General features: G+C 66.3%; 11 protein-coding genes and 1 pseudogene. 6 read left to right on the forward strand and 6 right to left on the reverse strand.

Annotation, left to right across the window (positions count from 1 at the left end; all coding sequences use genetic code 11):
• Positions 1 to 7: 7 nt before the first annotated feature.
• Together AWC31_RS06175 and AWC31_RS06180 are read right to left on the reverse strand one after the other, a co-directional pair.
• Positions 8 to 586, reverse strand: coding sequence for an ATPase (locus AWC31_RS06175; RefSeq protein ID WP_085143471.1), 579 nt, complete (start codon positions 584 to 586; stop codon positions 8 to 10).
• A complete protein-coding gene (locus tag AWC31_RS06180) occupies positions 583 to 972 on the reverse strand; it encodes a TA system antitoxin ParD family protein (protein ID WP_085143472.1) in 390 nt (129 codons plus the stop codon). Before AWC31_RS06180 ends, AWC31_RS06175 begins: the two co-directional genes overlap by 4 nt.
• 130 nt (positions 973 to 1,102) lie before the next feature.
• Here AWC31_RS06180 and AWC31_RS06185 point away from each other — a divergent pair, with 130 nt between their 5' ends.
• Positions 1,103 to 2,035 carry an NAD(P)/FAD-dependent oxidoreductase gene (locus AWC31_RS06185; RefSeq protein WP_085143522.1) on the forward strand — a complete coding sequence of 311 codons (933 nt, stop codon included), beginning with the start codon at positions 1,103 to 1,105 and terminating at the stop codon, positions 2,033 to 2,035.
• Positions 2,036 to 2,060: 25 nt separating this feature from the next.
• On the opposite strand, the gene AWC31_RS06190 is transcribed toward AWC31_RS06185, so the two are convergent.
• The 3 genes and pseudogenes from AWC31_RS06190 to AWC31_RS06205 form a co-directional block, all read right to left on the reverse strand.
• The gene (locus AWC31_RS06190) at positions 2,061 to 3,050 is read right to left on the reverse strand and encodes a cytochrome d ubiquinol oxidase subunit II (RefSeq protein ID WP_085143473.1); all 990 of its coding nucleotides are present in this window, start codon (positions 3,048 to 3,050) and stop codon (positions 2,061 to 2,063) included.
• A pseudogene (locus AWC31_RS37770) lies at positions 3,047 to 4,386 on the reverse strand (cytochrome ubiquinol oxidase subunit I). The gene AWC31_RS06190 and the pseudogene AWC31_RS37770 overlap by 4 nt, the downstream one beginning before the upstream one ends.
• A gap of 117 nt (positions 4,387 to 4,503) precedes the next feature.
• On the reverse strand, positions 4,504 to 5,874 hold the full coding sequence (locus tag AWC31_RS06205) for an aldehyde dehydrogenase family protein (protein ID WP_234816745.1): 1,371 nt from the start codon (positions 5,872 to 5,874) through the stop codon (positions 4,504 to 4,506).
• Between the two features lie 93 nt (positions 5,875 to 5,967).
• Between AWC31_RS06205 and AWC31_RS06210 the strand changes: the two genes are divergently transcribed.
• The 5 genes from AWC31_RS06210 to AWC31_RS06230 all read left to right on the forward strand — a co-directional run bounded on the left by AWC31_RS06210 (position 5,968) and on the right by AWC31_RS06230 (position 11,508).
• Entirely contained in the window at positions 5,968 to 6,852 is an 885-nt protein-coding gene (locus AWC31_RS06210; protein ID WP_234816746.1) for a DMT family transporter, read from the forward strand.
• A 123-nt stretch (positions 6,853 to 6,975) separates the two neighbouring features.
• Positions 6,976 to 7,242 (forward strand): hypothetical protein, encoded by a 267-nt coding sequence (locus tag AWC31_RS06215; protein WP_085143525.1) that lies wholly within the window; start codon positions 6,976 to 6,978, stop codon positions 7,240 to 7,242.
• 49 nt (positions 7,243 to 7,291) lie between these two features.
• Positions 7,292 to 8,275: a TIGR03885 family FMN-dependent LLM class oxidoreductase gene (locus AWC31_RS06220; RefSeq protein ID WP_085143476.1), complete on the forward strand. Its 984-nt coding sequence runs from the start codon at positions 7,292 to 7,294 to the stop codon at positions 8,273 to 8,275.
• Positions 8,272 to 9,951 carry an alpha-amylase family protein gene (locus AWC31_RS06225; RefSeq protein WP_085143477.1) on the forward strand — a complete coding sequence of 560 codons (1,680 nt, stop codon included), beginning with the start codon at positions 8,272 to 8,274 and terminating at the stop codon, positions 9,949 to 9,951. The genes AWC31_RS06220 and AWC31_RS06225 overlap by 4 nt, the downstream gene beginning before the upstream one ends.
• A 99-nt stretch (positions 9,952 to 10,050) precedes the next feature.
• Positions 10,051 to 11,508: an FAD-binding oxidoreductase gene (locus AWC31_RS06230; protein WP_207626304.1), complete on the forward strand. Its 1,458-nt coding sequence runs from the start codon at positions 10,051 to 10,053 to the stop codon at positions 11,506 to 11,508.
• On the opposite strand, the gene AWC31_RS06235 is transcribed toward AWC31_RS06230, so the two are convergent.
• On the reverse strand, positions 11,493 to 12,317 hold the full coding sequence (locus tag AWC31_RS06235; protein WP_085143478.1) for a DUF1206 domain-containing protein: 825 nt from the start codon (positions 12,315 to 12,317) through the stop codon (positions 11,493 to 11,495). The two genes, AWC31_RS06230 and AWC31_RS06235, sit on opposite strands and share 16 nt — an antisense overlap.
• Positions 12,318 to 12,360: the final 43 nt, after the last annotated feature.

Consider the following 12,360-nt stretch of genomic DNA (forward strand, 5'->3'; position numbering starts at 1 on the left):
ACGCCGCTCAGTCAGGCCACTGCGCGACTAGTGGCGCCGGTGTCCATGTCGGCCAGGCCGGCGAACCGACGATGAATCCGCCCGCGACCTGTGCCACGATGCGGGGACCTTTCAGCTTGCTGTTGTCATAGAACGTCGCGGAATCCGCCCGCGCTGCCGCTATGGCGACGAGATCCCAAAGCCGTTGATAGCGTTCGCGAACCTTGTGCTCAGGCACGTCATGGCCACCGGCTTCGACTCGGTGTCGCACGCGCAGCACGGCGAGATCCTCAGGGATCAAGACGGCATGCAGGGTGACGATGTATCCCGCTGCGTGTGCGTCGCCGATGAGGTCCAGTTTGGAGGCATGGGAGAAGACGGTTTCAGCGATGAAGGATTCGCCGCGCTCGATGAGTTTGGCTCTGGTTTCGGCGGCGACCGCAGCGGCCTCGTACGCATGTGTCGCCGCCGAATCCGGCCAGCGGCGCTTGGCGATCTCGTCGGCGTTGACGACGGGGCTGCCTGGCAACAGCGGAGCCAGGGTCAGTTCGATGAAGGTCGACTTGCCCGCGCCGTTGGATCCGACGACGAGGTCGAGGCGCTTCACCCCTGGTGCGTCAGCGCCGTCGTGGTGCCGTCGGGACGGTACTGCACGATCTCGCCGTCATCGCCGATGGCGACCGTCGTGATTCCACGGGCGGCGAGGGTCTTGCCGTAGTCGGCCCGGCCCAAGCTCTCTTCGATGGCCGCGGAGATCTCGGCGTTGAACACGACCCCTTCCTCTACCGTCAGCGAACGCAGCGGCATCTGCCCGGCCAGGGCTGCCTCAACCCGACGACGCGCGGCGCTCTGCTGGCTCGACACGGCCCGCCCGACGCGAGCCCAGTGGTCGAGTTGCTGTTTGGCCGACCGGCTCTGACGAGCACCTTCGGCCGCCGCGCTGTCCATCAAATCCGCGGCGAATCGGGTCACCCGGTCTGGAGCTTCGGTCATGACAGCCTCCCGCTGTAGCAGTATGAAACGAGTGTAGCAGTCTGCTACGCGGGCTGGTCCCCAGCCGAATCGACCAGGAGCTCACGACGCACGCGTTTTGATCTGCCTGTTCGAGGCAACGTATGCGGGCATGGACGAGTGGGAGTGCGCCGTCGTGGGTGGCGGTGCGGCAGGGTTGAGCGCGGCGTTGGTGCTCGGCCGCGCGCGTCGTCGAACCCTCGTGGTCGACGCCGGAGAACCGAGCAACCAGTCGGCACGCGCGATCGGCGGGCTGCTGGGCCACGACCGCCGACCACCCGCCGAGCTGTATGCGACCGGCCGTCGGGAGCTGGCCGAATATCCGAGCGTGCAGTACGTCGCAGGCGAGGTCATCAGTGGCAAGACCGTCGACGACCGGCTTGTGCTCGAGCTGGACAGCGGCGAGACAATAGCCGCCCGACGGGTACTGCTGGCCACCGGCATGCGGTACTGCCCGCCCGAGTTGCCCGGACTCGACGAGCTTTGGGGCAAATCGGTGTTCCAATGCCCGTTCTGCCACGGCTGGGAGATGCGCGACAAACGACTTGCCGCGCTCGCCGCCGGTGACGACGCCGTCCACGCAGTGTTGATGCTGCGCGGATGGAGCGACGACGTCGTGCTCCTCACCGACGGAGCACCGGATCTACCCGATGGCGAGAGGCGACGGCTGGCAGCGGCCAAGGTGGATATCGACGAGCGCCGGATCGTCGAACTCATCGGCCAGGACGGCGAATTGACCGCGATCGCGTTCGCCGACGGCAGCCGCCTGGAACGCGATGGACTGCTCGTCGAGGCGCCGCTGCGCCAGCGTTCCGGCCTTGCCACGCAACTCGGTGCGGCGTGCAGTGCGGGCCCGACGGCGCCCGACTCGCTCGATGTGGATGCACTGCACCGCACCACCGTGCACACCGTCTTCGCCGCCGGTGATCCATGCACCGAGCAGCCATACCTTGCCGGCGCCATCGCGGCAGGGGCGGAGGCCGCCATGATCATCGTGCAGAGTCTGCTGGCCGACGAGTTCTCGCTGCCCTACCCGCCTGCGTGAGCGTTGCCGTCGCGGCCCGCGCTGATCAGTGGCGCGACCACACCTCCGTTTGTGTGAGCCACAAGAGGTAACCCAACGCCGGAAGAACGAATACGCACGCGACACCGACCACTACGAGGAGCCCGACCATGGTCGGGTGTGCGCCCGCGGCTTGAGCGATGGTCATCTGGCCGACCAACATCCACGGGTACTGCGCCACACCCCAGCCCGCGATGACCGCGGCCACCGCGCCCGCGGCCGGGATCCGCGCTATCGAGAACCGTCTCAGGTACAGCAACGCGAGCGTCGCGACGCCCGCGACCGCGGCAATCACCAACAATGGCGCGGCGGCGCCGCGCAGGATAGGGGCATCGTGCGTAACCGGATACAGCCCCGCGAAGACGATGGCACCGGCGACGATTCCGACTGCAATCGTGCGGATGCGCAGCCGCTCGGCGAGTGCGTCGGCTCCCGACCGTTGGGCGTCGGCGGTCAGGAACACACCGGCCAAGAACACACAGGTTGCCATCGCAAGGGCTCCACCGACGAACGACGTCGGATTAACCCATGAGCCGATGCGGTCGCCGTATCCCCCTGCGGGCACGCGTCCAGAGGCGAGCGCCCCGACGACCGTGCCGAAGAAGAACGGGGTGATCAACGACGATCCCGCGAATATTGCGCCGAACAGTCTGGCCTGCCGGTAGGTGGCCGCGTACTTGCGGAACACAAAACTGGCTCCCCGCAAGACGATTCCGGCAAGTGCCAAGATCAACGGAATGAAGAGCGTGGTCGTGGCAGCCGCGAAGGACCGGGGAAATCCGGTCCACCAGATCACCAAGATATAGATCAACCACACGTGGTTGGCTTCCCACACCGGCCCGATGCTGTGATCGACCAGTTCGCGCAACTCACCGGCCATTTCCCCGCGCCCAGCGGTGAGATCGTAGAAACCTGAGCCGAAATCGGCTCCACCGAACAGTCCGTAGGCGATAACACCGACGAACATCGCAACGGCGACGACGTCCGCGAGTGTCATGGCCCCGAATCCCGCCCATCCGACTGCCGCTTGCTGACAACTGCGGCGGGACCGTACGGGCTGGGCAGGTTCTCCTCGCCGCTACGCCAGCGCCGCGCCATAGATCTCAAGACCACATACGCGCCCACCGCCATCCCGAGGTAGAAGACAAGCACGCCCACATAGCTCCACCACAATCCACTACTCATGCTGGCGGCATCGCTGGTGCGGAGAACCTGCCATACGGTCCAGGGCTGACGACCTACTTCGGTTGCGGTCCAACCACATTCGACCGCGACGATGGCGAGTGGGCCGGCAACGACGGCGAACCACAAGAACCATCGGGCCTTGAGCAAATCCCAACCGCGCCAGCGCGCCACCCAGAACAGCACCACCGCCGCAGCCAGCAGCGTGCCGATCATGACCATCGATTGAAAGGCAAGGTGGGTGATGTTGGCCGGCGGCCGGTCGGTCGCGGGCACGGTGTCCAACCCAGGCACCGGCGCATCCCACGAATTGCGAGCGATGATCGAACCCAGGCGGGGTATGGAGAACGCCCACCGCACCTCGCCGTCGATCAGGAGACCACCTAGTCGGAGCGGGGCCGGACCCTCGGTCTTCGGCGCAAGTTCGAACGCCGCAAGTTTCGCCGGTTGGGTGTCGTGAATGCGCATCCCGAGGACGTGACCGATGAATGGCTGCGCAACGGCCGCGACGCTCGCGAACACGAAGGGCACCCGGAATCCGAGACGGTGATGCGCGTCGTCGCGGCCGCGTAGCAGACCGGCGGCGTAGACGCCGGAAACCGTCAGGCCCACCACCATGAACGCCGCAACCCACATGTGCAGGAACTGCAGCCACACGCCCTCGTTGAACATCGCCGCCCACGGGTCGATGTTGGTGACCCGACCGTCCTGGATGTCGAACCTGCCGGGTGGTTCATCCATGCGTTTACCGACACGACGCAGAAGGTGCCGACAATGCCCGAGATCGCCATCGGGATGAGCATCGCCAGGTGCCGTCGAGGTGGCAGACGGTCCCAGCCGTAGAGGTAAATACCCAGGAATATCGCCTCGATGAAGAAGGACAGCCCCTCGAACGCGAATGGCAGGCCGAGCACATCGCCGAACCGGCTCATCAGGCCTGGCCACAGCAATCCCATCTCGAAACTCAGCACCGTGCCGGAGACGGCGCCGATCGCGAACAACACCGCCGACACCTTGGCCCACCGCCTCGCAAGGCCCAACGCCACCGAGTCATTGCGGACGATGCCGCGGCGGTGGATCACGTAGATCATCGCCGGGAAGGCCACCCCGAAACACGCCAGGATGATGTGGAATCCGAGTGACACCGCCATCTGTTGGCGGGCGGGCAACAAGCCGGGTGGTCCGTTCGACGCGAGGACCAGGACCGCGTCGGTCACGGTCGGCACGCTAGGACGCTCCCACCCGGGGCGGTTTCCAGTTCATCGGAATCATCGGGACGCCTCCGGAGGTGGCGACCAGTGCACGACCTTCACCGCGGTCATCTCATCGAGCAATTCCGGGCCGAAGCCAAACCCGCTGCCGCTCGCTCGCCGCGGTTGAGACGCGCCGCCGGGAGCGCCGCCGAACACGTCATTGATCTTCACGGTTCCCACCGGAAGGCTTCGCCACGCCTCCTGGGCATGGGCCATGTCGGGCGTCAGCACCGCAGCCGACAACCCGTAACGGTCGTCCCCCGCCTCCGCGAGGGCGGTATCGAAGTCCGGCACGGAACGAACGGGCGCGATCGGGCCGAAGGTCTCTTCCTGAAACACCAGCATGTCCGTGCTGCAGTCGGCCAACACCGTGGGCGGGTAGAACGTGCCGGGGCCACTACCGGGCTCTCCCCCAGCCAGCACCCGCGCCCCGCGGGTGACCGCGTCGTCGACATGCCGACAAACGATCTCGCGCTGGCGTTCATCGACGAGCGGTCCGATGCGGCCTGACCACTCGCGCGCTTCGCCGACCAGAGCATCGGTGAACGCATCTGCCATATCCGCCACCACGAATATGCGCTCTACGGACACACAGATCTGACCCGCGTTGGCGAACGCGCCCAGCGCAGCCTGCTGGGCAGCCCACGCCGGGTCCACCCCCGAATCGACGATGAGCGCATCGTTGCCGCCGTTCTCCAACAGTGCTTTGGCACCCCGCCGCGCGCAGGCTTCCGCGATGGCACGGCCGGTCGCGCTGCTGCCCACATGGGCCACGACGTCGATCTCGTCTGCATCGGCGAGCCGGGCGCCGACGCTGCCGTCACCGTCGACGATCTCCAGCACACCGTCAGGAAGATGTTCCGCAAGCAACTCGGCGAACCGGCGGCCCGTCTTCGGGCAACGCTCACTTGGCTTGTGTACCACGGTGTTTCCGGTCACCAGTGCCGCGCCGAGTAATCCAGCGGCCACTGCCACCGGGTCGTTCCACGGCGTGAGCACCGCGACCACGCCCCGCGGCTCGGGCACCATGAAATCGGTGGCAGACCAACCGCCGTGCAGGGTCCTACCGCGGTGCAGCGGCCCGAGTTCGGCGTACTGGACAAGCGTTCCCGCGCCCGCTTCGACACCACCCAGAGCGTCTTGGCGCAGCTTTCCGGTCTCGCGTTCGTTGAGTTCGGCGAGTTCGTCTGCCGCAGCTTTCACCGATGCCGCCGCCGCGGTGAGGGCGGCCGCGCGTTCGGCGGCCGGTGTCCTCGCCCAACTGCTCGACGCGGCGGTGGCTCGTGCGACCGCTGCCGCGCATTCGGAAGGGTCGGCGACCGGCAATTGCGCGACGAGGTCACCGGTTCGCGGGTCGTGAATCGTCAGTTCAAGTGTCTGAGGCACAACTTCGAGTACCCGGACCACGCGTACATATACCCTGCGGTGCCCGTGTTAATTGAGATGCGTGCGCCGCGACGCGATTCCTACGATCGGGCGATGGTCACGGATCGGCCCGCGCTGACCACCGCATTGGGTGCCCTCGGGGTGTCGGCGTCCGGCCTGTTCGTAGCGCTGTCCGCGGCCTCCCCCGGCACGGCGTCGTTCTTCCGGTGCGTTTTCGCTCTGCCCCTCTTGGCTCCGCTAGCTGTCGTCGAGTGGCGTCGCCGCGGCGTGCCGACAGCACGGCAGCAAGGGTGGGCGGCGGCTGCGGGCGTTCTGTTCGCGGCGGACGCGCTCCTGTGGACGCAGGCGATTTACGAGGTAGGCGTTGGGATTACCGCGGTGCTGGTCAACACCCAGGTTGTCATCGTGCCACTGCTCGCCCGGTTCATCGACCGCGAGTCGCTGAGCCGTCACTTCGTCGGACTGTTGCCCGTCGTCGTTGTCGGGACGGTACTCACCGGCGGAATCCTTGAGACCGGCGGGATCGGGACGGCACCTGCCGCCGGTACGGTGCACGCGGCGCTGGCCGCCGTGTGCTACTCGATTTTCCTGTTTCTGCTTCGCCGCGGAGGTCCGGACCGCCCGCCGGTCCAGTCGTACCTGACGATCATGGCGTCCGCCGCGATCGCTGGGCTCGCCGGCGGCGCACTCTGGGGCGGTGTCACACTCATGCCGGGCTGGGAAGCAATGGGATGGCTTGTGCTGACCACGATTACGGGCCAGGTGCTGGGCTGGCTGCTTGTCGCGCTGGGCAGTCCGCTACTGCGTGCCGAGGTGAGTTCGGCCTTACTGCTCTTGACGCCGATCGGCGCTCTGATACTCGGGGCGGCGTTCCTCGGGCAGGTGCCGTCGATGTGGCAAATGGTCGGCAGTCTCCTGATTCTGGCAAGCGCCTACTTCATCACCACACGGCGGCCGGCAGTCAGGTCGGCTGCGTGATGCCGCGGTGTTACGTTTGAGGTGCATCGGGGTGAAGGAGTTCTCGAGGTGGCAAGCAGGACGGTCGCTCGGTCTGCCGGACGATGCGCCGCGATGATCACCGCGGCGCTCGCCGCCGCGACCATGACGACCGCGTGCGGTGCTGCGTCGAGTGACCTTTCCGCGCCGCAGAATTCGGTGACGACGCTGCCGGTGCCGCCGAACCTGCCGCCTTTCCCGTTGCCGAGTGACGTTCCACCGGTCCCGTTGCCGAGCGATGTACCGAATGTCCAGTTGCCGAACGATGTCCCGCGCGTGCAACTTCCCGCTGACATCCCCCGCCTGGAGCTTCCCGCGGACATCCCACCGGTTCAGCTGCCATCGGCGATTCCCCCGATTCCATTCCCCTAGCGGCCACGGCTGGTGCGACGCACGGGTCAATAACGGGTACCCCGTGCCCATGACCGTCATCGGCTTTCACTGTTCGCATGAACAGATCAGTCCCGCGCAACTGCTAGTCGACGTGCAGCACGCCGAGCAGGCCGGCTTCACCGCCGCGATGTCGTCCGACCACTTCAGCCCATGGAGCGACCGTCAGGGCGAGTCGGGGTTCGCCTGGTCATTCCTCGGCGCCGCGCTGGCCACCACCCACCTGCCCTTCGGCGTCGTCAACGCTCCTGGACAGCGCTACCACCCCGCGATCGTCGCCCAGGCCATCGCCACGCTGGCACAGATGTTCCCGGGGCGGTTCTGGGCGGCACTCGGGTCGGGCGAGGCGTCCAACGAGCGGGTGACGGGCGACGCGTGGCCGCGAAAGGACGTACGCGATCAGCGCCTGGTCGAATGTGTCGACGTCATCCGGCGCCTGCTCAGCGGTGAGGAGGTCAGCCACGACGGTCATGTGCACGTCAACCGAGCCCGGTTGTGGACCCTGCCCGATACGGTCCCCGACCTCGTCGGACCCGCTGTCACGCCCGAGACCGCGGCACGTCACGCCGCGTGGGCCGACGGCCTGGTGACCGTCAACCAGTCGAAGGACGCGCTGCGGAAGGTGCTCGACGCGTACCGCGAGGCGGGCGGTCGGGGCCCGGCCCGCCTGCAGATCCACCTCAGCTGGGCGCCCACCGAGGAACAAGCCCTCGCGATCGCACACGACCAGTGGCGTAGCAATGTGTTCGGTCCGCCGATCTGCTGGGACCTCGAATCGGTCGACGCGTTCGACGTCGTCAGTCAATACGTCACCCCCGACCAGGTGAAGAAGTCGGTCAACGTGTCCGGCGACCTGGGCCGACACCGTCAATGGCTGCACGAGTACATCGAACAAGGATGGGACGAGCTCTATCTGCATTTCGTCGGGCAACAGCAGCGCGGCTTCATCGACGCGTTCGGCGAAAACGTCCTGCCGCAACTCTCCCCCACCGCGCCGCAGGAGGTGAGCGCATGAGACGCGCCGACACCGGTGACCTGTGGTGGAAGAACGCCGTCTTCTACTGCGCGGACATCGAGACCTTCTACGACTGGAACGGCGACGGCACCGGCGACATCCGGGGCATGACCGAACGCATCGAGTACCTGTTCGACCTCGGCGTGACGTGCCTGTGGCTCATGCCGTTCTATCCGACCGCCCGCAAAGACGACGGCTACGACATCACCGATTTCTTCGGTGTGGATCCGCGGCTCGGAACCCTTGGTGACTTCGTCGAGTTGGTGCGCACGGCGAAGGCGAGCGGGATTCGCGTGATCATCGACTTCGTCATGAACCACACGTCGGATCATCACCCATGGTTCAAGTCCGCTCGCCGCAGCAAGGACGACCCGTATCGGGATTACTTCGTGTGGAGCGCGACCGAGCCCAAGTCGAGTTCGAAGGACGTCGTCTTTCCCGACCAGGAGGACAGTCTGTGGGAACTCGATCCGAAGACCGACGAGTGGTACCTGCACCATTTCTACAAGCACCAGCCGGACCTCAATGTCGAGAATCCGAAAGTGCAGGATGAGATCTCACGCACGCTCGGCTTCTGGCTGGAGCTCGGCGTGTCGGGTTTCCGGGTCGACGCGGTGCCCTTCCTGTTCGCCAAGGACACGCTCCCGGGCGGCCCGGGAGTGTTCGATCCCAACCAATACCTCGGCGACGTGCGCAACTTCGTGACCCGGCGGCGCGGCGACGCCGTTCTGCTCGGCGAGGTCAACGTGCCCTACAAAGACCAGCAGAGGTTCTTCGGCGGGCCCGACGGCGACGGGCTCAACATGCAGTTCGATTTCATCGGGATGCAGAACTTCTACCTTTCGCTCGCGCGCGGCGAGGCCGGCCCGCTCGCCAAGACGCTGCAGCAGCGGCCGCGTCTCGACATTACGAGCCAGTGGGCCAATTTCGTGCGCAACCATGACGAACTCACGCTCGACAAGCTGAGTGAGGACGAGCGCAAGGAGGTTTTCGACGCGTTCGGCCCGGACGAGGACATGCAGCTCTACGGTCGCGGACTCCGTCGCCGACTGCCGCCCATGCTCGGTGGCGACACCCGGCGCATGAAGATGGCGTACTCGCTGGCGTTCTCGTTGCCGGGCACACCCGTCCTGTTCTACGGCGAAGAGATCGGCATGGCCGAGAACTTGGATGTGCCAGGACGATTCGCCGTCCGCACACCGATGCAATGGACCGGGGATGTGAACGGCGGCTTCTCGAAGGCGGACAAACGCCGCCTCTGCCGTCGGTTGCCGGATGGCCTGTACGGACCGCAGCGCATCAATGCCGCAGACCAGCGCCACGATCACGAATCGTTCTGGTGGTTCATGCGGAATCTCATCTACACCTACCGCCAGCAGCCGGAGATCGGCTGGTCGACGCTGGAGATTCTCGAGCAACCGAACCCCGCGGTGCTGGCCCACGTGTGCCGCGAGGAGTCCGGCTGGATGATGGTGGCGCTACACAACTTCGGCGGGGACGGGTGCCTGGTGCCCGTCCAACTCGATGACGTACCGCCGGGTTCGATCCTCGTCGACCTGCTCGACGGCCTCTCGGAGCACGAGCTCGATGCCGGTTGCCGAGTCGAGCTGGGGCTGCAACCCTACGGCTATCGGTGGTTGCGGCTGCGCAGGCCCGAGGAGCCGCCGATCATCTGAACCGAGCCGCTCTCGGCATCGACCCATACTCGATCGGTATTGGCGCATGCCCAAATCGACTTGGACGCGGGTCTTCCGAGGATTTTACGATCTCGGGTCGTGACCGATTCGCGCGCCGACGTCGCAACCCTTGAGCTTGTCGGACGCTTGTGCGACGTGGTCGGGCCCGCCGGAATCATCACCGACCCCGCCGAGATGGCCGGCTACCTGACCGATTGGCGGCGTGCCTATGCGGGCCATGCCATGGCCGTCGTGCGGCCGGCTGACACCGCGGAGGTCGCCGAAGTCGTGCGGCTGTGCCACCAGGCAGGCGTCGCGGTTGTTCCACAAGGCGGTAACACCGGGATGTGCGGCGGGGCGGTCCCGGACTCCTCCGGACGGCAACTGGTGGTGTCGCTGACTCGCATGCGCCGCATTCGCGATATCGACGTCGCGAACCAGACCATCACCGTCGACGCAGGCACGATCCTGCAGTCGGTGCAGGAGGCGGCCGCGGGCGTCGGCAAGCTGTTCCCGCTTTCCCTCGGCGCACAAGGAAGTTGCACGATCGGTGGCAACGTCGCCACAAATGCGGGCGGAACCGCGGTGCTGCGTTACGGCACGATGCGCGATCTCACCCTCGGGCTCGAAGTGGTACTCGCCGACGGTCGCATCTGGAACGGATTGCGCGGGCTTCGCAAGGACAATACGGGCTACGACCTCAAGCAGTTCTTCATCGGCGCCGAAGGCACGCTCGGCATCATCACGGCTGCGGTGCTCAAGCTGTTTCCCGCGGTGCGAAGCCGCGCGACGGCATGGATCGCGATGCACACGACGCAGGCCGCGGTCGACCTGATCGGCGTGTTCCGCGATGTCGCCGGAGACCGGTTGACCGGCTTCGAGCTGATGTCGCGCCAGAGCGTGGAATTTGTCGTGCGCCATTCACCGGGCGTACGGAACCCGCTCGACGGGCAGTATTCGTGGTTTGCGTTGGTGGAGCTGAGCGACGCGCTGCCGGACGCCGGGCTCGACGCGGTGATCGAACTGGCTATGGAACGCGCGGTGCAGCATGACCTGGTCGCCGAAGCCGTGGTCGCGTCATCGTCGGCTCAGTCCGCTGCGCTGTGGGCACTGCGCGAAGGAATTTCGGAGGCCCAGAATCACGAGGGGCCAAGCCTCAAACACGATGTCACGGTGCCGGTCAGCGGTATCCCCGAGTTCGTCGCGCGCACCGATGCAGCACTCGACAAGGTTGTCCCCGGCATTCGGATCGTGACCTACGGACACGTCGGCGACGGCAATCTGCACTACAACCTCAGCAAGCCGCCGGGATCCGCTGACGATGTCTTCCGTGCGCGAGCAGCCGACCTCGCCGGTGTCATCTACGACCAGATATCGACCTTCAACGGCAGCATCAGCGCCGAACACGGGCTCGGGCAGGCCAAGGCCGGCATCGTCGCCGACTACAAGGACAGCTGCGAACTGGGCCTCATGCACGACATCAAGAAGTCGCTGGATCCGCGGGGGCTGATGAACCCCGGCAAAGTGCTGCCCGCTACGAACTACATCCGCCCGTAGCGGCTGCGCACGAAGCTGTACACGCCGAACGCGGCGATGCCGACCGCGGCGACGACGAGGAGAAACTTGCCGAACGGTGCCTGGCCCAACGTCTTGACGGCGGCATCCAAACCCGAGGCCTTGGCCGGATCGGCCTGCAGCGTCGCCACGATCACGAGCAGGCCGGCGCCGGCGAGAACCGCCCCCTTGGCCGCGTAGCCGGTGATGCCGACTGCCGTGATCGCGGTGCCACCCGAGACGCGGAGGTCTTTCAGGAACTTCTTCGCGACGCCTTTGTAGACGTGGTAGCCGCCGACCACGGCCACCCCGAGCCCGGCGGCGATCAGCACGAACTTGCCCCAGCCGGACTGCATGAGCTGCGCCGACATCCCCGAGTTCTGCTGACCGCTGGACTGGCCACTCCCGATCGCGAAGCGGGCCGCGGAGAACGCGATCGCGAAGTTGACGATCGCGAGTCCCATCGCCTTGGCGCGCTTCCATGCCGGGTTGTCATCCTGCCCCGGGCCGCGGCTCTCGCCGGGCTTCGATCCGATCACGGCTTCGGCCACCCGCCACAGACCCAACGCGAGCAGACCGACTGCCGTCACCCACAACATGACAGCCCCGCCGGTCTGGTTGGCCAGAGTCGCGAGTGCACCCGACTGGTCGGCGTTGCCGCCCGAACCGAACGCGATGCGCAGAATGATGTAGGCGACCAGTAGATGCAGAACCCCGCTCGCGGCGAATCCGGCGCGCGCCGCGTACTCGAAAGCGCTGCTGTCCGTTGCTCTGTCGAACGCGCCGTGAACCGGCCTCGCGCTCATGCTCATCGTCCATCCTCCTGCGGCTAGGTGATCGTGCGGGGCGATGGCT

Origin of the sequence: Mycolicibacterium wolinskyi, from assembly GCF_002101965.1 — a bacterium.
Lineage (GTDB): Bacteria > Actinomycetota > Actinomycetes > Mycobacteriales > Mycobacteriaceae > Mycobacterium > Mycobacterium wolinskyi.